At 73.3% G+C, this 19,739-nt stretch carries 21 protein-coding genes; 9 read left to right on the top strand and 12 right to left on the bottom strand.

What is annotated here, in order from left to right:
* Window positions 1–153 precede the first annotated feature (153 nt).
* A complete protein-coding gene (locus tag ABIA33_RS07885) occupies window positions 154–315 on the bottom strand; it encodes a hypothetical protein (protein WP_370078619.1) in 162 nt (53 codons plus the stop codon).
* An 87-nt stretch (window positions 316–402) separates the two neighbouring features.
* Window positions 403–1,104 (bottom strand): NADPH-dependent F420 reductase, encoded by a 702-nt coding sequence (gene npdG / locus ABIA33_RS07880; RefSeq protein ID WP_370078617.1) that lies wholly within the window; start codon window positions 1,102–1,104, stop codon window positions 403–405.
* A gap of 47 nt (window positions 1,105–1,151) precedes the next feature.
* On the opposite strand from npdG, the gene ABIA33_RS07875 reads away from it, so the two are divergent.
* Window positions 1,152–1,766 (top strand): hypothetical protein, encoded by a 615-nt coding sequence (locus ABIA33_RS07875; protein ID WP_370078615.1) that lies wholly within the window; start codon window positions 1,152–1,154, stop codon window positions 1,764–1,766.
* A gap of 181 nt (window positions 1,767–1,947) precedes the next feature.
* Here ABIA33_RS07875 and ABIA33_RS07870 read toward each other — a convergent pair whose 3' ends face one another.
* The 6 genes from ABIA33_RS07870 to ABIA33_RS07845 all read right to left on the bottom strand — a co-directional run bounded on the left by ABIA33_RS07870 (window position 1,948) and on the right by ABIA33_RS07845 (window position 7,426).
* A complete protein-coding gene (locus ABIA33_RS07870; RefSeq protein ID WP_370078613.1) occupies window positions 1,948–2,547 on the bottom strand; it encodes a hypothetical protein in 600 nt (199 codons plus the stop codon).
* Window positions 2,544–4,034 (bottom strand): DUF58 domain-containing protein, encoded by a 1,491-nt coding sequence (locus ABIA33_RS07865; protein ID WP_370078611.1) that lies wholly within the window; start codon window positions 4,032–4,034, stop codon window positions 2,544–2,546. The genes ABIA33_RS07870 and ABIA33_RS07865 overlap by 4 nt, the downstream gene beginning before the upstream one ends.
* Window positions 4,031–4,993: an AAA family ATPase gene (locus ABIA33_RS07860; RefSeq protein WP_370079052.1), complete on the bottom strand. Its 963-nt coding sequence runs from the start codon at window positions 4,991–4,993 to the stop codon at window positions 4,031–4,033. The genes ABIA33_RS07865 and ABIA33_RS07860 overlap by 4 nt, the downstream gene beginning before the upstream one ends.
* Window positions 4,994–5,154: 161 nt before the next feature.
* Complete coding sequence (locus tag ABIA33_RS07855) at window positions 5,155–5,718, bottom strand: hypothetical protein (RefSeq protein ID WP_370078609.1); 564 nt, start codon at window positions 5,716–5,718, stop codon at window positions 5,155–5,157.
* On the bottom strand, window positions 5,715–6,785 hold the full coding sequence (locus ABIA33_RS07850; protein WP_370078607.1) for a DUF4129 domain-containing protein: 1,071 nt from the start codon (window positions 6,783–6,785) through the stop codon (window positions 5,715–5,717). Before ABIA33_RS07850 ends, ABIA33_RS07855 begins: the two co-directional genes overlap by 4 nt.
* A 443-nt stretch (window positions 6,786–7,228) precedes the next feature.
* Complete coding sequence (locus ABIA33_RS07845; RefSeq protein WP_370078605.1) at window positions 7,229–7,426, bottom strand: hypothetical protein; 198 nt, start codon at window positions 7,424–7,426, stop codon at window positions 7,229–7,231.
* A 115-nt stretch (window positions 7,427–7,541) separates the two neighbouring features.
* Here ABIA33_RS07845 and map point away from each other — a divergent pair, with 115 nt between their 5' ends.
* Window positions 7,542–8,390 carry a type I methionyl aminopeptidase gene (gene map / locus ABIA33_RS07840; RefSeq protein WP_370078603.1) on the top strand — a complete coding sequence of 283 codons (849 nt, stop codon included), beginning with the start codon at window positions 7,542–7,544 and terminating at the stop codon, window positions 8,388–8,390.
* Window positions 8,391–8,409: 19 nt separating this feature from the next.
* Here the strand turns inward: map and ABIA33_RS07835 are convergent, their stop codons facing one another.
* Entirely contained in the window at window positions 8,410–9,123 is a 714-nt protein-coding gene (locus tag ABIA33_RS07835) for a bifunctional DNA primase/polymerase (RefSeq protein ID WP_370078601.1), read from the bottom strand.
* Between the two features lie 113 nt (window positions 9,124–9,236).
* On the opposite strand from ABIA33_RS07835, the gene ABIA33_RS07830 reads away from it, so the two are divergent.
* Window positions 9,237–9,452 (top strand): hypothetical protein, encoded by a 216-nt coding sequence (locus ABIA33_RS07830; protein ID WP_370078599.1) that lies wholly within the window; start codon window positions 9,237–9,239, stop codon window positions 9,450–9,452.
* Window positions 9,453–9,474: 22 nt separating this feature from the next.
* On the opposite strand, the gene ABIA33_RS07825 is transcribed toward ABIA33_RS07830, so the two are convergent.
* Window positions 9,475–10,035, bottom strand: a complete 561-nt coding sequence (locus tag ABIA33_RS07825) for a hypothetical protein (protein ID WP_370078597.1) — start codon at window positions 10,033–10,035, stop codon at window positions 9,475–9,477.
* A 242-nt stretch (window positions 10,036–10,277) separates the two neighbouring features.
* On the opposite strand from ABIA33_RS07825, the gene ABIA33_RS07820 reads away from it, so the two are divergent.
* On the top strand, window positions 10,278–11,879 hold the full coding sequence (locus tag ABIA33_RS07820; RefSeq protein WP_370078595.1) for a phytoene desaturase family protein: 1,602 nt from the start codon (window positions 10,278–10,280) through the stop codon (window positions 11,877–11,879).
* 31 nt (window positions 11,880–11,910) lie between these two features.
* On the opposite strand, the gene ABIA33_RS07815 is transcribed toward ABIA33_RS07820, so the two are convergent.
* Window positions 11,911–12,963, bottom strand: a complete 1,053-nt coding sequence (locus ABIA33_RS07815) for a CHRD domain-containing protein (RefSeq protein ID WP_370078593.1) — start codon at window positions 12,961–12,963, stop codon at window positions 11,911–11,913.
* A gap of 289 nt (window positions 12,964–13,252) precedes the next feature.
* On the opposite strand from ABIA33_RS07815, the gene ABIA33_RS07810 reads away from it, so the two are divergent.
* The 3 genes from ABIA33_RS07810 to ABIA33_RS07800 all read left to right on the top strand — a co-directional run bounded on the left by ABIA33_RS07810 (window position 13,253) and on the right by ABIA33_RS07800 (window position 15,218).
* Window positions 13,253–13,828, top strand: coding sequence for a hypothetical protein (locus ABIA33_RS07810; RefSeq protein ID WP_370078591.1), 576 nt, complete (start codon window positions 13,253–13,255; stop codon window positions 13,826–13,828).
* Window positions 13,829–13,944: 116 nt separating this feature from the next.
* Window positions 13,945–14,505 (top strand): sigma-70 family RNA polymerase sigma factor, encoded by a 561-nt coding sequence (locus ABIA33_RS07805; RefSeq protein WP_370078589.1) that lies wholly within the window; start codon window positions 13,945–13,947, stop codon window positions 14,503–14,505.
* Window positions 14,502–15,218, top strand: a complete 717-nt coding sequence (locus ABIA33_RS07800; RefSeq protein ID WP_370078587.1) for an anti-sigma factor — start codon at window positions 14,502–14,504, stop codon at window positions 15,216–15,218. Before ABIA33_RS07805 ends, ABIA33_RS07800 begins: the two co-directional genes overlap by 4 nt.
* A 72-nt stretch (window positions 15,219–15,290) precedes the next feature.
* Here the strand turns inward: ABIA33_RS07800 and ABIA33_RS07795 are convergent, their stop codons facing one another.
* Window positions 15,291–16,001: a TetR/AcrR family transcriptional regulator gene (locus tag ABIA33_RS07795; protein WP_370078585.1), complete on the bottom strand. Its 711-nt coding sequence runs from the start codon at window positions 15,999–16,001 to the stop codon at window positions 15,291–15,293.
* Between the two features lie 250 nt (window positions 16,002–16,251).
* On the opposite strand from ABIA33_RS07795, the gene ABIA33_RS07790 reads away from it, so the two are divergent.
* Both ABIA33_RS07790 and ABIA33_RS07785 read left to right on the top strand, forming a co-directional pair.
* A complete protein-coding gene (locus ABIA33_RS07790; protein ID WP_370078583.1) occupies window positions 16,252–18,135 on the top strand; it encodes an anti-sigma factor RsbA family regulatory protein in 1,884 nt (627 codons plus the stop codon).
* A gap of 164 nt (window positions 18,136–18,299) precedes the next feature.
* Window positions 18,300–19,718: an aldehyde dehydrogenase family protein gene (locus ABIA33_RS07785; protein WP_370078581.1), complete on the top strand. Its 1,419-nt coding sequence runs from the start codon at window positions 18,300–18,302 to the stop codon at window positions 19,716–19,718.
* The last annotated feature ends 21 nt before the right edge of the window (window positions 19,719–19,739 follow it).

Below are 19,739 nucleotides of genomic sequence, written 5' to 3'. Positions count from 1 at the left end.
CGGCACAGTCACTTCAGCTTGGGCGGCTTCGGCGGGAACTGAGGCGGGAGCAGCGGGGTCCCGCCCGGGGTCGTCCCCCGGGCCGGCACAGTCACTTCAGCTTGGGCGGCTTCGGCGGGAACTGAGGCGGGAGAAGCGGGGTCCCGCCGGGGATCAGCTGCGGGCGCGGCGGAGTTGGACCCAGCCGATGTTGCTGGCGATGCCCGCGAGCAGGATCCAGGCGAGGCCGATCCAGAAGCCCGCGAGCACCGACACGACGGCAGCGGCCAGCGCCAACGCGGCGAGGACGAAGGCAAGCAGGGCAAAACGGGGCATTCTGGACTCCAACGAACAGGTCAGACCGGACAGGGACCATTGTGTCCGACGTCCGGCCCGTACCTGCGCAAGGGTGACCGCCGCGAGTCAGATGTCGGTGACCCGCAGGCCCGCGTGGGCCTTGTAGCGGCGGTTGACCGAGATCAGGTTGGCGACCAGGGACTCCACCTGGTGCGCGTTGCGCAGCCGCCCGGCGAAGACGCCGCGCATCCCCGGCACCCGGTTGGCCAGCGCCTGCACCGTGTCCGTGGCGGCGCGCTCCTCTCCCAGCACGAGCACGTCGATGTCCACCTCCTCCACGCTCTGGTCCAGCAGCAGCACCGCCGAGAGGTGGTGGAACGCCGCGGTGACCCGCGAGTCCGGGAGCAGTACGGCGGCCTGCTCGGCGGCGCTGCCCTCCTCCGGCTTCAGCGCGTAGGCACCCTGCTTGTCGAACCCGAGCGGGTTGACGCAGTCCACGACGATCTTCCCGGCGAGCTCGGTGCGCAGCGAAGCCAGCAGTTCCGCGTGGCCCTCCCAGGGAACTGCCACGATCACGATGTCGCTCTCGGCGGCCGTGGTGGCGTTGTCCGCGCCCCTGACACCGCAGCCCAGTTCGGCAGCCTTCTCGTGGGCCCGCTCCGCACTGCGCGAGCCGAGCACCACCTGCTGGCCTGCCTTGGCGAGCCGGTAGGCCAGACCGCGGCCCTGCGGCCCGGTGCCACCGAGGACGCCGACGACGAGCCCGGAGACGTCCGGCAGGTCGTACGGGCTGCGGGCGGGCGTGCTGATTCCTTCAGGTGTACTCATTCCCGAATCCTCCCATCAGCGCCGCCACCTGCGGGAGCATGGTGGGCATGGATGCGGTCAGGGTCACAGTGTTGCGTGAGCTGCTCGCCGGGACGCCGTGGCTGGAGCGGACGTGCGGCTTCGCGGGAACGCTCCGCGGCGCCGTCACCCGCACGACCGCGACGCCGGGCGGACTGCTGCTGGTGGGCACGGAGCACGAGGAGCCGTGGCACCTCGCCGCGCACCTCGACGACGAGGCCGCCTGGTCCGGTCTGCCGCAGCTCTCCCCCACCCTGGTCCGGCACACCGTCCCGCCCGGCGCTCCGCCGCACCTGTCCGTGCCGCTCCAGCGGCTGGAGCAGGCGCGTCGCGGCGAGACCGTGTTCGTGGTCGCCCCCGAAGCCAGCGGCGCGGGCCTGCTGGAACGGGTGCACGATGCCCGGCGCAGCGGCGCGACCGTCCTGGCCCTGGAGGCCGACGACCGCGAACTGCGCGGCCTGGCGCACGAATCGCTGACCATCCCCGCCGTCGACGACACGCTGACCTTCGACGTTGTGCAGCACCTGGTCAGTGCCGCCGCCGGGGAGTCGCCCGCACCGCTGCGTCGTGGGGGTGCGCTGCGTGGCAGGCTCACCCAGCTGGTGGACCGGCTGTCCGCGCCGCAACCGCCCATGCGCTGGTGAGCGCCGGGCAGAGCTGCCCATGGCGCAAGCTGGGCCGGGCGCGGAGCTGGTGGGCTGAGCTCGCGACCGCGGCGAGGTCACGCGGGGCGGCCGAGGGGGCGCCGCGCTGGGGTGAGCTGACGGCACGCCAGGCGCGTGCGGCGACTGGCGGTGCCGCCGGCGTGCGCTTGGGCGCGCGGCCTCAGGTGCGGTCCCGGCGCACCCACACGGCGCCCGCGACCGCGGCGCCGGAGGCACCGAGGGCGAGGGCGGCGAGGAGCCGGGCCCAGGTGCCGGTCGCTGCGACGGGCAGCAGCGCGGCAGTGAGGACGAGCGCGCTCGCGCCGTAGGCGGTGAGCAGCGCGAGCGGGCGACGCACGAGCCGTGCGCCCGGCGGCCCCGCGGCCACCGCGTCGACGCACAGCAGGTAGGTCAGCAGCAGCGCCGTGTCGCAGGCCGCGAGCCATCCCGGGGGCCGGTTGGCGGCGGCGAGCAGGACGCAGCCCACGGCGAAGGCAGTGTTCCGGTGCCGGGCCAGCCGCGTGTACCAGCGGAAACCGCTGGCGACCGGACGTGCCGTCAGCGGCGGGGCCGCGAACCACGCCCCGACGACCGCGAGCAGCGGCAGCAACAGGTCGATCGGGGGTCGGCTGAGCCATGCGGTCGGGTCGGTGACGAGCACCGCGATGGCGCAGCCGAGGAGCCGTACCGACCATTCGAGGTCGCGGCTCCGCGAGGGCACGGCCCACAGCTGCGCCGCCTCCGGCGCGGGCGCGGGCGCGGGGGTGGGGTGGGGGGTCAACTGATCCTCCCTTGGAGGCGGGTGCGGAGCAGCGGGGCAAGTGAGAGGTCGAGGGTCTCGCCCTGCCAGGGGACGACCGGGATCCCCTTCTCGACGAGGCTGAAGCGCACCGCCTCGCGGTCCAGCCGCCACAGGCGCAGCGCTAGCTGCTCCACCGCGTCGCCGTCCGCGACGCGCGGGTCGCCGATCGGGATCTCCACGACGACGACCGGGTTGCCGCGTTCGGCGAGCCCGCCGAGGACGTCCATGACGCGGTTGTCCGCGAGCGGGGTGACCGCGTACACCAGCGCGCCGTGGGGCAGCGCGGGCGGTGGCAGCCGGTTCAGGTCGGGGGTGTGGAAGGCCAGGTCGCGGCGGACGTCGAGGACCGTCTGCACGATGCGGTAGAAGTGGGCGTCGCCCGAACCCGGCTGCAGCCAGTGCAGTTTGCCGCCGACCGAGACGATACCGACGCGGTCATGGCTCCGCAGGTACGTGCGGACGAGCCCGGCGGCGACGCGCAGCGACTCGTCCAGGCTGGACCGTCCCGTCGCGGGGTCCGCGACATCGCTGAAGGCGTCGAGCAGGACGACCGCGTCCGCGGCGCGCTCGGCGGCGAACTGGTTGATCTGGATGCTGCCGCGCCGGGTCGTGGACGGCCAGTGGATGCGGCGCTGGCGCTCGCCCCACACGTGCGGGCGGACGCCGATGACCTCGATGCCCTCGCCGCTCTGCCGCGCGGTGTGCTCGCCGAGGCGGTCCGGCAGGCGCACCGGGATCGGGGTGAAGGTGCCGTCGGCGGGCAGCGGAAAGACCTCGACCTCGCCCAGGTCGACGCGCAGGGTGCTGCGGGCGAGGCCGCCGGCGTCGTACAGGTCGAGGTCGACGATGCCCAGCGACCAGCGGCCCCACCGGCGGGCGGTGAAGCCGAGGGTGACGAGGGGTCCGTCGACCCGCACGGACCGCAGTTCGGTGCCGGGGCCGGGTGCGACGCCGGGGTCGATCCAGCCGGACACCCCGTCGAAGGCGACGGTGATCCGTGCGGTGACGGGCTCGCCCTCGAAGCAGCGGCGGGTGGACGCCTCGGCGGTGGCACGGGCGTCGGCCGGACGGGTGCGGCCGGAGCCGGCGAGAGCCAGTAGGCAGGCGGGTCCTGTCGCGAGGGCGAGCAGCCACGGCTGCCCGGTGAGCAGCGCTGCCGCGACCGCGACGGCGGCGACGGTGGCCAGGCGCAGCGCCCGTTCGGCGGGACGCCAGCCGTCCGGCCGGGGGGCGGGCGCTTCGGCGTCCGGTCGGGGCGCGCCGTCGCCGCCGAGGGCGCGGCGGACTTCGGGCGGCGCCTGCGGCTGGGGCGGCGCCTGCGGCCCGGCCGTCGGCTGTGCCGCTCGCCGGACCTGGGGTTTCGCAGCCTGCTGGGCCGAGGACCGGGCAGCGGCCCGGACCGTGGCCCTGACCCGCTCCTCGGGAGAGGTCTCGGGGCTGTCCCCGCGCGGAGGAGATGCCGTCATGCCGAGCGGGGTGTGGTGCGGGGCGTGGCAACGGACTCGACCAGCGCGGCGATGACGTCGTCGGAGCTGATCCGGCGCACCCACAGCTCGGGCCGCAGGCTGATCCGATGCGCCAGCGCTGGGACCGCGACGGCCTTGACGTCCTCGGGGGTGACGAAGTCCCGTCCGGCCATGACGGCGCGAGCGCGGGCGAGTTGGACCAGGGCGAGGCCGCCGCGCGGGGACGCGCCAACCTGGATCTGGGCGTGCTTCCTGGTCGCGTCGATCAGGGCGACGATGTAGTCGACGAGGTCGTCGTCGATCTCGACCCGCTCCAGGCTGTCCCGCATCGCGAGCACCTCGGCGGGGTCGGACAGTGGCTTCAGCACGGCCTCGGGGGCGGCCCGGTCCAGACGGGCCCTGAGCATCGCGGCCTCGTCGGCGACCGGCAGGTATCCCATGCGCACGCGCAGTAGGAAACGGTCGAGCTGGGCCTCGGGGAGGGTGTAGGTGCCCTCGTACTCGATCGGGTTGTCCGTGGCGATGACCACGAACGGCGCGGGCAGCGGGCGGGTGACGCCGTCGACGGAGACCTGCGCCTCGGCCATGGCCTCCAGCAGCGCCGCCTGCGTCTTGGGCGGGGTGCGGTTGATCTCGTCCGCGAGGAGGAGGTTGGTGAAGACGGGTCCTGGACGGAACACCATCTCGCCGCTGCGCTGGTCGTAGATCGGCGCGCCGGACACGTCGGAGGGCAGCAGGTCCGGCGTGAACTGGATCCGGCTGAAGTCCAGGCCGAGCACCGTCGCGAAGGAGCGCGCGAGCAGGGTCTTGCCGAGGCCCGGCAGGTCCTCGATGAGCACGTGTCCGCCCGCGAGGACGCCGAGCATGACCAGCTCCAGTGCGGCGCGCTTGCCGACGACGGCGCACTCGACCTCGTCGAGGACGGCGTGGGCACGGGCGCCCGCCTGCTGCGGCGTCAGGACGGAGGTGTCCTGCGGGTCAGAGGAGGGGCGGCGCGGCGCGCCTCCGTCAAGGGTGGTGGTGGGCGACGGGAGGGCGGTCACAGGGCTGGCTCCTCGGTCGGGGGTCCGGGTCGTCTGCTGAGGTGTCGGCTGCTGAGGTGTCGTCTGCTGAGGTATCGTCACATCTGTTCCAGGCGCTCGACCAGGGCGGTCAGCAGTGGGGCGGGAATCGTGGCGGGTGCGAGCCGGGGATCGACGCGCGGGGCGCGGGCCGACCCGCCGCCGCCCGCCGCCGGGCTGAGGCGCGGCCGGGACGGGTCGATCCAGGGCCACAGCTCGGGGCCGATGATCGCCGCCGCCTGCCTGGGCTGGGTGTGCAGGGAAACGCCGTGCCGCTCGGCGAGCCGTACCGCGTAGAGGCGCTGCAGCAGCGGGCGGAGGTGGAGTTCGTAGCCCGCGAGGGAGTCGCGGGCGTCCTCGATGGCGGCGTCCCAGTAGCGCAGCGTGGGCTCGCGGCTGCTTACCAGGCGGACCTTGCGTCGGTAGTCGCTGTCCATGGCTTCCGCGCCGTGGACGAAGCGCGCGGCGAGGAGCGCGACCGCGACGATCACCCCGGCGCCGGCGGCCGCGGCGGGCAGCCCGCCGACCAGTGCGAGGGCGGTCTCGGCACCGGCTGCGGCGAGCCCGAGGACGGCGAGAGCCTCGGGGATCACGGCGAGTCGCGGGGCGCGGCGGGCGCTCACGGGCGGGTCACCTCTTCCGGCGCGGCGGCGTCAGCTCCGGCGGCGAGCGTCCCGGTGCCGACCTGTGCATCCGTCTGCGTCGCGGGCTGCGTCGCGGCCTGCGCCGACGCGCGGTGCTCCGCCAGGCCCGCGCTGATGGCGTCGAGCGCGGCGCGGGCCCGGCGCAGCTCGGCGTCGGCCATGGTGTGGCTGGAGTAGCGCGCCTCGCGGAACAGTTCGGCGAGCTCCTGGGGTGCCGTGCCCGCCAGCAGCCCGGCCTCGGTGGCACGACGCAGCAGGTCGGCCGGGCTGTCGGCGGCCTGTCGGCCGACGCCGCCGGCCCCGAGGGAGTCCTCCATCGCGGCGTAGCAGGCGATGACGGCGGCGCGGACGTCCTCTCCGTGCAGGGCCAGCCGCCCGGCACTGACGGCATCGGAGAGGGCCGTGCTCTCGTCGGCGGCGGCGAGTGACGCGGTCAGTTCGGGGGCGGGGGCGGCCCGAGTGCTGAGCCAGCGCAGAACCACGACCACCAGGGCGACGAGAGCGGCGGCGAACGCCAGGCCGCCGAGCACCAGCAGGAGCTCACCCAGCGGGAACGGGCGCGGCTTGGCCTGCGCCTGGTGGAGGTCGGGGGGCTGCGCCCAGGCGGTCGGTGCGGGGCTGCGCGGCTCCGGGGGGAGCGGCGGCGGCGGGGCCGTGGAGTTCGCCGACTTCTTGCCGCCGAGCAGCACGAGGGCGACGAAGGTGACCATGATCGTGAGGATGAGCGTGACGCGGGTCAGCGTGATGAGCCGCCCCTCGCCCGGCGTTCCCATCGGGCGTTCGTTCTGCCGGGCGTGGTACTTCCCGCCGAGGTACCAGCCTCCGGCGACGCAGACCAGGGCGACGAGCAGCCACTCGTCGTGCAGCGGCCCGATCCCGCCGAGCGGGTCGGAGCCGGCGGAGTGCAGGCAGAGAGCGGCGACCACCAGCCCGAGGACGGCGAGTCCGACGATCGCAGCGCGGGGAAGGATCGGGCGGCTGCGGGTCGGATGCGCGGGGGCCGGTCGGCGGGCTGACCGCTCCGCCGTACCTGTCTCGTCCGCCACGCCAGTGCGCCCCCGTGCCCGTGCCTTGTCCTCACCGGTCCGCGTGCTGTGTCAGCGCAGTACGCCGACGAGGTACGCAGGCGAACCGGTCTTGACGGCCACCCTGGCACGGCCCGGACCCCGCCGCCAAGGGCATGCCGGGATTGCCCGACTCGTCCTCGTGTCCTGACCGAATCCGATGCGTCTCGCTGCGCCGGCGCCCTCTTACGACCTGGGGAGCGACAGCGCTCGGGTCAGCGCACGCCGTCGCAGTGACACTGTGCGGCTCCGCCGCGTGGCTTCGATGGCAAGGCGCCGGGACGCCCTTGTGGCGGAGCTACTGGGGCCCCGCGGCGCCGGCCGCTGATGTGAGAGCGGCAACGCGGCAAGCGGAGGTGCCGGGCGGTGGGCGCCTGAGCCCTATCGCTCCCCAGGTCGTCAGGGCCGGTCCGGCCGGACAGGCCCTACTTCCAGCGCGGGTCGTTGTCCCATGCCTCGTTGCGCTCCTTGGCGATCTCCAGCGCCCGGCCCGCCTCCGCCGCGCTCGCGTACGGCCCGAGCCGGTTGCGCGCCGGGCAGACCATGCCCTGCTCCACGGTCTTGTGCTTGAGGCAGTAGTACCAACCCTCGGCCTTGTCCACGCCCTCGTCGGTGCCGCTCATTGACGTGCTCCTTCGATCGTCGTCCCGGTAGCGTCCCTGCAGGGACAATCCTGCCCCGGAGGGCCGGTCGCACGCCTGAGCACTGATCGTCTTACGGATCGTTAGGATTACGGACATGTCTCCCCTTGTTCCCGGAACCCTCTCGCCCACCCGCAGCGTCCCTGCGCACATCCCGCGCCCCGAGTACGTCGGCCGCAAGGCTCCGGCGCCGTACACGGGGCCCGAGGTGCAGACGGCGGAGACGGTCGAGAAGATGCGGATCGCGGGCCGGATCGCCGCCCGCGCCATGGACGCGGCCGCCGCGGTGATCGCGCCGGGCGTGACCACGGACGAGCTGGACCGGATCGCGCACGAGTACATGTGCGACCACGACGCCTACCCCTCCGACCTGGGCTACCGGGGCTTCCCCAAGTCGATCTGCACCTCGGTCAACGAGGTGATCTGCCACGGCATCCCGGACTCGACGGTGCTGCAGGACGGCGACATCGTCAATCTGGACGTGACCGCGTTCATCCACGGCGTGCACGGCGACCTCAACGCCACGTTCCTGGTCGGCGACGTGGACGAGGAGTCCAAGCTGCTGGTGGAGCGGACCCTGGAGGCGACCCGGCGCGGTATCGCGGCGGTGAAGCCCGGACGGCAGATCAACATCATCGGGCGGGTCATCGAGTCCTACGCCAAGCGGTTCAACTACGGTGTCGTGCGCGACTTCACCGGCCACGGCATCAACACGTCGTTCCACTCCGGGCTGATCGTGCCGCACTACGACAGCCCCTACGCCACCACGGTGATGCAGCCGGGAATGACCTTCACCATCGAGCCGATGCTGACGCTGGGCACGTACCAGCACGACATCTGGGCGGACGGCTGGACGGTCGTCACCAAGGACCGCGGGCGCACCGCGCAGTTCGAGCACACGCTCGTGGTCACGGAGGACGGCAGCGAGATCCTGACGCTTCCCTAGCCCCGCTCCTGGGGTGACCTCAGCCGATGAGCCACTGCTCGCCGACGGCGACCGCGCCCACCGCGGTGCAGGCGTCGGTGAGCACCTCCAGCACCCGCAGCGGATCCGGCAGCGGCTGCCCTGGGTCGCGTACCCAGGTCACCGTCGAGCCGTCGGCCAGCCGGGACGGCGGCAGCAGCACGTAGCTGCCGCGGGTGTGCCAGCGCAGCCCCGGGTGCTCGGAGACGTCCTCGGGGCTGGTGTCCAGCTCGGAGGTCCACCACTCGTCCTCGTCGAGCGCGGAGCGGCTGGTCGTGAAGAAGAGGAAGCGGTCGTCACCGATCGCCGCCACCGGCCCGACCGCGACGCCCAGCTCGTCGATGCGCTCCAGGGCGAGGCGTCCCGCCTCGGCCGGCACGTCGAGCACGTCGTGGCTGCGGCCGGTCGCGGTGACCGCGTTCGTCTCGGGTTCGCGGGCCAGCCAGCGGGTGACCTGCTCGATGTCCACGGTGGCCTGGGACTGCCAGGCGAAGGACAGGGGGTGCTGCGCGGGGGCCGGACAGCCGACCCGGCCGCAGGAGCACCGGTAGTCGACGGCGTGGGCAGCCGGGGCCACAGGGAAGCCCGCGCGCACCGCGCGAAGCAGCTGTTCCAGTCGGGAAGCGGCCTCGACCGCACCCGCCGGGGCGACCGTCCGGGCACCTGTGCCGGGCCGTCTGCGCCACCAACTGCCGCGCTTGCTCGTGGATTCCATCGAGCCCCTCTCGCCTCCACACGCGTCCCAGGGTTGCCGGGATGTGTACAGAGCAGGATACGGGTGCGACGGCCGTGCTGTGTGCAGGGGGCTGAAAGTGCCAAGCTGTGCACATGCGACAAGCCCACACCCAGTTCGTCGGCGGCCCCCTCGACGGCAGGGTGCTGCCGGTGGCGGTCAACCTCGCCGAGCGCGTCCCCAAGGAGTACCGGGTGCCGGTGCCCGCGCACGGGGACGTGGCCGCGCAGGTACTGGTGTACCACCGCGAGGAGGTGCGCGGCACGGACGGCCGCCGACGCTGGCGCTACACCTACCAGGGCGAGGGCTAGCCGGCCGACCCCGCCGGGTCGGTCAGCTGGTCACCATCTGAGTCAGCTGGCTCGCCGAAGGCACCTGGTCGGTGATGTTGAGGCCGTTCTGCGCGCCGGCCTGCTTCACACCGGCGACGACAGCCTGGGCCTGGTTGAAGTCGGCGTCGGTGGCGGTGCCGCCCTTGATCTTGCTGGGCAGGCTCTTGATGCTGTCGACACTGGACTGCAACGCATCCGTGGCCTTGGACAGCGTCGGGTCGCCCTTGGCGTCGTTGAGTGCGGCCTTCAGCCTGTTGTAGGTGAAGGCCGCGGCAAGGGCGCCCTTGACGAGCGCGGCGGTCCTGCCGCTGGCGCCGCTCCTGAAGGTGCCGGCCTTGAACGGCTTGTACAGCCACTGGTACGCGGCACCTGCGCCGAGGCCGGCGTTCGCGACGAACTTCGTCTTGGCGAACTTGATCTGGTCCGCACTGCTGGTCGGGCTGGCACCCGCCGCACTGGTCGAGGTGCTGCTCTTTTTGGAGCAGGCGGGCAGCACCAGCAGGGACGCGGCCAGCGCCACCGCGATGATCGAGGTGCGCAGGCGGGGTGACGGCGTCGGCACGGGGACCTCCGGAAATGTCGCGTGGACTCCGGCCCACGCTCACACGGGCCCCGACGGGCAGCGACCCGCCGCGGCCCGAACGGGTGAGGCGCCGCCGCCCGGGGCCGCCTCGGGTCGGACCCGGCGTCAAAGGCTGGGGGCGGGCTCCTCGGCCGGCGGGGTCGGCAGCCAGCCGTCGGGGGAGGCCGTGAGGCGCCGGGTCGGGGCTGGTGGGGAGGCGGGCGGGCTGGTAGGACGGGCGTATGAATGATCACCCTGCCCCCGCCGCTCCGCTCCGCTCCCACTATGACGTCGTGATCGTCGGCGGAGGCCACAACGGCCTGGTCGCCGCCGCCTACCTGGCCAGGGCGGGGCGGAGCGTCCTGCTGCTGGAGCGCCTGGGGCACACCGGCGGCGCGGCGGTGTCCACGCAGGCGTTCGCCGGGGTGGACGCGCGACTGTCGCGGTACTCGTACCTGGTCAGCCTGCTGCCGCGGCAGATCATGGCGGATCTGGGTCTGCGGGTGGAGCTGCGGCGGCGCAGGATCTCCTCGTACACGCCGACGGTGCGCGAGGGACGCCCGACCGGGCTGCTGGTCGACAACGGGGACGAGGCGGCGACGGCTGCCGCGTTCCGCGCGCTGACCGGATCGGACCAGGAGTTCCGCGCATGGCAGGAGTTCTACGGGCGGACCCGGCGGGTCGCCGAGGCGGTCTTCCCGACGCTCACCGAGCCGCTGCCGCAGCGGGAGGAGCTGCGGCGCAGGATCGGTGACGACGGGACCTGGGAGGCGCTGTTCGAACGACCCCTCGGAGAGGCGGTGGAGGAAGCGTTCGCCGACGACCTGGTCCGGGGCGTGGTGCTCACCGACGCCCTGATCGGGACGTTCACGCACGCCCACGACCTGTCGCTGCGCCAGAACCGGTGCTTCCTCTACCACGTCATCGGCAACGGGACCGGCGACTGGGACGTCCCGGTCGGAGGGATGGGGGCGCTCACGGACGCCCTGGCCACGACCGCCCTTGCCGCGGGGACCGAACTGCTGACGGGCTGTGAGGTGACGGCCATTCGGACGGACGGCGTCACCGCCGAGGTGTCCTTCCGCGACTCCCGCGGCGCCGAGGGCGAAGAGCAGGTGGTGGGCGCGACGCAGGTACTGTGCAACGCCGCGCCCCGGACGCTGGACCAGCTGCTCGGCGACGCTCCGTCCGAGCCCGGACCGGAGGGCTCGCAGCTCAAGGTCAACATGCTGCTGCGGCGGCTGCCCCGGCTGCGCGACCGCGCGGTGGATCCACGCGCCGCCTTCGCCGGAACGTTCCACATCGCCGAGTCGTACGGGCAGTTGGAGACTGCCTACCGGGAGGCCGCGAGCGGCGCGATCCCGGCCGCCGCACCCTCGGAGATCTACTGCCACTCGCTGACCGACCCGTCGATCCTCGGCCCCGACCTGCGCCGCCAGGGCTACCAGACCCTCACTCTGTTCGGACTGCACCTACCCGCACGGCTGTTCGCCACCGGTGACCACGACGCCGTACGGGAAGCGGCGCTGGCGGCGGTCCTGGCGCAGCTCGACGCGGTGCTGGACGAACCGCTGGCAGACTGCCTGGCGCTGGACGCCGACGGCCGGCCCTGCATCGAGGCGCGGAGCCCGCTCGACCTCGAACAGGACCTCGGCCTGCCGGGAGGCAACATCTTCCACCGCGACCTCGCGTTCCCCTACGCCGACGAGGCGGCGGCGTCCGGCCGCTGGGGCGTGGGCACCGGGTATGCCAACGTCCTGTTGTGCGGTGCGGGCGCGGTTCGCGGCGGCGGCGTCAGCGGCATCCCCGGGCACAACGCCGCGATGGCGGCCCTGGGGAAGTGACCCCGCCAGGGACGCCGGCGCCGAGCAGGTGTCAGCCGTCGATGAAGAGGTAGTCCGCCTGGTAGGGCACCTCGGCGATCGGGGTCCGGTGCGGGTCGCAGCTGCCGGAGGGGGCGACGCCGCCGACGGTGTTGAGGCGCAGCACCTCGTCCGTGTCGGCAAGCAGGCCGCTGCGCGCGCCGGAGCGGGCAGCGGTCAGGTCCAGCTCGGGGATGTCGCCCTGCCCGTTCGGAGTCTTGCTGACCACTGTGCCGGTGACGGCGCTGCCGTCGGGCGCGACCCACTGCGGCGGGCCCGCGTCGGCCTTGACGAAGGAGTGCCGGATGCCCGCGCCGAGCAGGGCGGAGACGTTGTGCTGGGTGAAGGCGTAGCCCCCGCCGGGCTGCGCCGTGCAGGCGTAGACCTGCTCACCCCGGACCACCGACGCCTCCGACACGGAACTCGGCGAGATCTCCACGGAGTGGGTCAGGCGGTGCAGTTGGCCGCGCACGGCGCCGCCGGGGAACTCGGCGGTGTGGATGTTGGCGTAGAACGCGCCTGGGTCGCTGCGCAGCGAGGCGAGCAGGGCCCGGTCGGCGACCGTGACGGTTCCGGTGACCGAGTTGAGGCTGCCCGGCAGGGCGGTGGCGAAGAGGGCGATCTCGACCTTGCCGTTCACTCCCTTGGCGCCGAGGTGGACGTGGGCCTCGGTCGGCGCGGCGATGCCCTTCCAGCTGAGGGCGAACGAGACCTGGTTTCCCTGGATGCGGAGCAGCTCGACCGCCCGCCCGTCGGGGTCGCCCACCTTGGGCTTGCCGGCGACCGGGACCTCGTTGCGGCCGATCAGGCTCGCCGCGAGGTACACGGCGGTTCCGGAGGTGTCGGGGGTGACCGTGGCGGCGGCCGGCATGGCGCTCATGCCGCTCATGCCGCTCATGGCAGCGCCCGAGGCCGAGCCGGCGCCCGAGCCGGTTCCGCTGCCCGCCTTGGCGGCGGTGCGCCCGCTGTCCGCGAGCACGGGATAGGCGGCGGTGGTCGCCGCGACGGTGAGCGCCGCGGTGGCGGCGAGGGTCCAGGCGGCACGGCGGGTCCTGATGCGAAGCATGACCGGTTCCTTCCGAGCGGGGTGCGGCGCCCCATGCGCCGTACCGTCCCCCTCCACACGGAGGGCCCCGGCGCCGGGTTCGACCGGCGACTGCGAGGAGAATCACGCGCCCTGCCCTGAACCGGGGGCTGCGGATTCTCGTCTCGCGCGCGATCCGGCCGGTTCGGAAACCTCAGAAAAATTCGCCGTCGTCGTTGAACTCCCCAGGAGTGGCATCCGTGTTGACGGTGCGAGCGTCACGAAGACGCCCATCTCCACTCAATCCGCCTCATTCTTGGGGGAATTCGCCATGTCCAAGCTCACCGACCGCGGCCGCGTGCTCGCCGCCTCCGGAATCGCCGCCCTCGCGCTGACCGCCACCGCGTGCAACCCCCTCGCCACCACCACCAGCGCGCAGGCCCCCGCGCCCGCCTCCGCGCCCGCCTCTGTCCCGGCCTCTGCCCCTGCGGCGGACGGCGGCGTGAAGCTGGTCGCGGTGAACACCGCCCAGCTCGGTCCCATCGTGACGGACGCCGACGGCCGGACCCTCTACCGGTTCGACAAGGACACCAGCAACCCGTCAGCGTCCAACTGCGCCGGCGCCTGCGCGTCGAAGTGGCCGCCCGCGACCGTGCAGGACAAGGTCTCCCTGAACGGCGTCAGCTCCGGGCTGGTCGGCACGGTCACCCGCGCCGACGGCACCAAGCAGCTGACGCTCAACGGCTGGCCGCTGTACCGCTTCGCCGGGGACACCGCGGCCGGGCAGGTCAACGGGCAGGGCGTGGGCGGCACCTGGTTCGCGAGCACCCCACTCGGCGCGAAGGCCCAGGACGAGTCGCAGGGCCAGTCCCAGGGCGGCAACTCCGGCTACTCGAGCGGATACTGACCGGACGGTCACGATCACGGGCCGTCCGGACGGGTCAACGGAAGCCGCAGCGGTTGAACCTTTCTCGTCCACCGTACGTGCCTGGTGTGACACATCCCGACGGAGGAGTGGGGCGGATGGCGGGGACAAGGAGCGGCACCCGACAGGGCGCTACGGACGAGGCACTGATCCGAACGCTCTACGAGGAACACGGGCGTGCGCTGCTCGCCTATGCGACCCGGCTGACCGGTGACCGCGCGGCTGCGGAGGACGTGGTGCAGGAGACCCTCATCCGCGCCTGGCGGCACCCCGAGGTGCTGGTCAACAACCGTGGCTCGGTGCGCGGTTGGCTGCTCACCGTGGAGCGCAACCTGATCACCGACCGGTTCCGCGCCAAGGCGGCTCGCCCGGCCGAGGTCGCCGAGGTGTCCGAGACCCTGGCCACGGTGCCGGTCGAGCGCGACCACGCCGACACGGTCGTGGACTCGCTGGTGATGATGGAGGCACTGGACCAGCTCTCCCCCGACCACAGGGACGTGCTGCGGGCCATCTACTACCAGGGGCGCAGCGTCGCCGAGGCCGCCGCGCTGCTGGGCGTGCCGCCGGGGACAGTCAAATCCCGGGCGCACTACGCACTACGGGCACTACGGGAGTCGTACGCGGGCAAGCCGGCGACGTTGAAGGAGGTGGCGGCATGAACACGGAGCAGCACGACGGAGGACTCCTCGGCGCCTACGTCCTCGGCGCGCTCGAAGCGGAGGAGACCGCGTCGGTCGAGGAGCACCTCCTCTCCTGCGAGGTGTGCCGCCGCGAGGTCGCGGAGCTTCAGGACCTGGAGCGGGCTCTCGGGGAGGTGCCCCCGGAACTGTTCCTCGACGGGCGGCCCGAGGACGGTGACCTGCTGCTGCAGCGGACGCTGCGGCAGGCCCGCGCGGAGCGGGGCGCGCGGCAGCGGCGCAGCTGGGTGACGGTGGGCGTGGCGGCCGCGGTGGCGGCCGCGGCGGTCCTCGGCGGCGGGGTGCTGGTCGGCCAGGCCACAAAACCGCAGATCAGCGCGGTCGGTCCGGCGCCTCTGGTCACTGCCACGGTGACGCCGCCGCCCGCGGGGACCAGGACTGAGTCGTTTACTGACTCGATGTCAGGGGCGCGGATGACCGTGACGGTGACCCCGGCCGCTGGTTGGGTGCGGGTGAGCGCCGCGGTCACCGGCGTCCCAGCCGGTCAGCGTTGCGAGCTGGTGGTGACCGGCCGGGACGGTGTACGCCAGGTCGCGGGCAGCTGGCTGGTGTCGCCTGCGGCCGCCCGTAACGGCATCACCCTCGACGGCTCCGCGCTGGTCGCCCCGGGCGACGTCGCATCCGTCTCGGTCCAGAACACCGCCGGGCACACCTTCGTGACGGTTCCGCTGTGACGGGCGGCGGCGCGACGCCGACTCCGTCGACGGTGCCTGCTGCTGCGGTCCTGCCTGCTGCTGCGGTCCTGCCTACTCCCGCGGCTCCACCGCGTAGCGGGCGCCGTTGAGGCGGGGTTCGAGACCTATCCAGATCACCGACATCAGGCGTCGGGCCGTCTCCTCCGGCGGCTCGGGCCCGGTGTCCAGGACCCAGCCGGCCAGGGCGTCGGCCGCGCCGACGATCGCCTGAGCGACGGCGGCGGCCTCGCCCCGGTCGGGGTTGTCGCCGCGCCGGGGACGCGGCACCGAGTCGAGCGCGGCGCGGCGTACCAGCGCCGTGACCGCGTCCACGACCTGGCGGCGGGCGGCGGCGACCTCCTCGACGATCGGCTCGCCCTGGGCTCGGGCCTGCTGGTAGAGCACGATCCAGCTGTCCCGGTGCTCGGCGACGAAGGCGAAGAACGCGGTCAGGCCGCGCCGCAGTTGCTCGCCGGTCTCCAGACCCGGTTCGGCGGCCAGGCCGACGGCCTGGATCAGCCGGTCCGCCTCACGGCGGATGCAGGCGGCGAAGAGCTCCTCCTTGGACCCCAGGTAGAGGTACAGCATCGGCTTCGAGACGTCGGAGGCCTCGGCGATCTCGTCCATGGAGGCGGCGTGGTAGCCGCAGCGGGAGAACACGGACACCGCCGCGTCGAGCATCTGCTGCTCGCGCTGGGCACGCGGCACCCGCTTGGCCTTGGTCGCGGGGACGGCTGTGGCACTCGTGGCACTCGTCGCGGCGAGGTGTGCATCCGGTCGCATTGGGCGAGTCTAGGGGCTGACGGCGAGCGGCATCCCTCCGCCGACCGAGCCCGGCGGCGCCCGATTGCACGAAGCGGCGTACTCGATCTCCTGGCGCGCCCTAGATTTGAGCCATCCGCGACACTCGGTCGTCGCCGGCACGAGGGAGGCCCACGTGGCCACCACCCAGGTCCCTCTTCTGAGCCCAGCCCCTGGCTCCGTTCGCGCGCCTGATCCCCGCCCTGCTGCCGGACCGGTTCCGGTCGGGGCGGTGCGGCCCAACGACCACCTCTGCTTCGTCTTCGGCGACGAGCGCGAGCGTGCGGCGGTGACGACCTCCTTCGTGCGTGACGGGATCGCGGCCAACGACAAGGTCCTCTACCTCGCCGAGGACGACGGCCCCGCGCTGGTCCGGGTCAGGGAGACGCTGATCGGCTCCGGCATCGACGTGGACGGCCTGTCCGCGACCGGGCAGTTGGTGCTGGTCACCGCGGAGCAGACCTACCTGCTGGACGGACGCTTCGATATCGAACGGACCGTCAGCCTGCTGGAGGCGTTGATCGCGCAGGCCGGGGCGGAGGGCTTCCGGCTGCTGCGGGTCACCGGCGAGACCGGCTGGGTGGCCCGGCACGGCATCCTCATGTCGGAGATCATCGCCTACGAGCAGGCGGTGTCGCCGCTGGCGGTGGGCGGCAAGGTGCTGGCCCTGTGCCAGTACGACCACAGAGCCTTCGCCGCCGCCGACATGGTCGCGGTGGACCAGGCCCACGACGGCAGGGCCACCGAGAACGCGCAGTTCGAGAACGGCGAGCTGGTGATCCGCCGCCGCCACGGCGACACGCCTGGCCTCGGCCTGACCGGCGCCGTCGGCGAGGAGGGGCACACCCCGCTGGCCAAGGCCCTCGACGCGGTCCTGGCCGAGTCCTCGACCGAGGAGGATCTCCATGTCGACATGTCGGGTCTCGACTTCATCGATCTGGAGGGCCTGCGACTCCTGGTGACCACCCGTCAGGATCTGGGCGACGGACGGGCCATGCACCTGGAGCGCCCCGCACCGCACGTCCGCCGGGTGATCAGGATGGCCGGGTGGGACGCCGCCAGCAGCTTCCGCTCGCCCAACCCCGACTTCCGCCACCAGGTCTGCGTCTACGGCTCCGACCAGGAGTTCCTGGCCATGGCGCTGCCCTTCGTCGAGGAAGGCTTCCGCCGGGGCGAGCCGGTGCTCGCGGCCACCACCTCGGCCAACCTGGAACTGCTCGGCGACGCCCTGGGCGAGCGAGCCGAACGGCTGGATTTCGCCGAGACCGCCTACTTCGGCCGCCGCCCGCCGCAACGCGTAGCCGCATTCGAACGCTATTGGCGCCACGTGTCGTCCCAACGCCCCCCGGGTCGTGCCGACGCCCACGTGAGGATCCTCGCTGAGCCGGTGTGGGCCGGACGTTCCCGGGCCGAGGCGGCAGCGTGGAAGCGGATGGAGTCGCACCTCAACTCTCTTCTCGCGGACACGAACATCTGGATGATCTGCCCCTACGACAGCCGGATCGCCCCGCCGGACGTGCTCGCCGACGCGCTGCGCACGCACCCCGATTCCGTCTGCGGCGAGCTCAGCGGCCCCTCCCCCGACTACCTGGAGCCAAGCCGTTTCCAGGCAGAGGAGGCACCCGCTCCCCCGCTGGAGCCCGCCCCCTCCGGGGCGGCCAGGCTCAGCTGGAGCGACCCCATGCCCGGGGCGACCCGGCTGCGCGGATTCGTCTCCACCCACGCGACGGCGCTCGGCCTGGCCGGCGAGCGGGTCGAGCTACTGGTGCTGGCAGTCGCCGAGGTCGCCCGGCTGCTGGCGCACGCTGCGGTGGACTCCTCCGCCGTGCCGGACCGGCCCGCCTCGGTCACCATCTGGAGCCGCCCCCGCACCGTCGCCGTCGAGCTGCTGCAGCCCGGGGTGCACCCAGCCGACAGCGCCCTGGACGACCCGCTGCTGGGCTACCGCCTGCCGCGCACCGAGGGCCCCCGGCCCGGCGAGGGCCTCTGGCTGGCCCGGCAGATCTGCGAGACCGTCGAGGTCCGCACGGGAGCGGCCGGGTGCGCCGTACGGATGGAGCTCGCCGGCCCACGCGCCGAGGACCTACGGCAGCGCGACGTACCGGGCCCGACCTGAACTGACCGGCCCTGACGACCCGGAGAGCTGTCCCGACCAGGCCGGGACGGCCGTTGCCGTGACGCGCGGCACTGCCCTCGCCCCTTGCGTCGGGCGCGCCCCGCGGCATTAACTAGCATCGCTAGTTAAGGTCGGCAGCGCAGCCGCGACGGAAGGACCACCTGGTGCAGCAGCATGGAGATCAGTACATCGGCGGCGAGTGGCGGCCCTCCCTCGGGACCGAGTCCGTCCCGGTACTGAACCCGGCGACCGAGCAGGTCATCGCATCCGTCCCGGCCGGCACCCGGGAGGACGTCGACGCGGCCGTCGCCGCCGCCCGCGCCGCCGCCCGCAGCTGGGGCGCGACCACCCCCGAGCTCCGCCTGGACCACCTCACCCGGCTGCGGGACGGTCTCGCCGCCCGCCAGGCCGAGATCGCCGAGACCGTCGTCGCCGAACTCGGCTGCCCGATCGGCTTCGCCACCTCCGTCCAGGCCGCCCTGCCCCTGGGGGTCGCCCACTCCTACCTGAACATCCTCGCCGAGTACGAGTTCAGCGAGCAGGTCGGCAACTCCATCGTCTACGCCGAGCCCGCCGGGGTCGTCGCCGCGATCACACCGTGGAACTACCCGCTGCACCAGATCGTCGCGAAGGTCGTCCCCGCCATCGCCGCCGGCTGCACCGTGGTCCTCAAGCCCGCCGAGGACACCCCGCTGGTCGCCCGGCTGTTCGCGCAGATCGTCCATGAGGCGGGCTTCCCCGCCGGCGTGTTCAACCTGGTCACCGGCATCGGCGCGGTCGCGGGCGCGGCCCTGGCCGCGCACCCCGACGTGGACCTGGTCTCGTTCACCGGCTCCACCGCCGTCGGCCGCAGCATCGCGGAGACGGCCGGCGGCGGCATCAAGCGCGTCGCCCTGGAGCTCGGCGGCAAGTCCGCCAACGTCGTCCTCCCCGGCGCCGACCTGGGCCGCGCCGTCAACGTCAACGTCGGCAACGTCTTCGCCAACTCCGGCCAGACCTGCAGCGCCTGGACCCGGCTGCTGGTCCACCAGGACCAGTACGAGGAGGCGGTGGCCATCGCCGCCAAGGCCGCCGCCAAGTACGTGCCCGGTGACCCGACCGCCGCCGAGACCCGCCTCGGCCCCGTCGTCAACGCCAGGCAGCGCGACCGCGTGCGCCGCTACATCGAGACCGCCGTGGGCGAGGGCGCCCGCGTCGTCGCCGGAGGCCCCGAGGCCCCCGAGGGCCTGCCGGTCGGCTTCTACGTCCGCCCGACCGTCCTCGCCGACGTCACCCCGGACGCGACCGTCGCCCAGGAGGAGATCTTCGGCCCGGTCCTGTCGATCATCGCCTACCGCGACGAGGCGCATGCCCTGGAGATCGCCAACGGCACCGACTACGGCCTCGCGGGCGGCGTCTGGGCCGCCGACAACGAGACCGCCGCCGCGTTCGCGCGCGGCATGGACGCCGGTCAGATCGACATCAACGGCGGCCGCTTCAACCCCCTCGCCCCGTTCGGCGGCTACAAGGGCTCGGGCGTCGGCCGCGAGTTGGGGCGGCACGGCCTGGAGGAGTTCCTCCAGCCCAAGTCACTGCAGTTCTGACCCCCGATCCCCGGCCCCCAC

This window comes from Streptacidiphilus sp. MAP12-16, assembly GCF_041262165.1.
In the GTDB taxonomy this organism is placed as follows: domain Bacteria; phylum Actinomycetota; class Actinomycetes; order Streptomycetales; family Streptomycetaceae; genus Streptacidiphilus.
The sequence above is the reverse complement of the archived record's forward strand: the minus strand, read 5'-3'. Positions and strand labels throughout refer to the sequence as shown.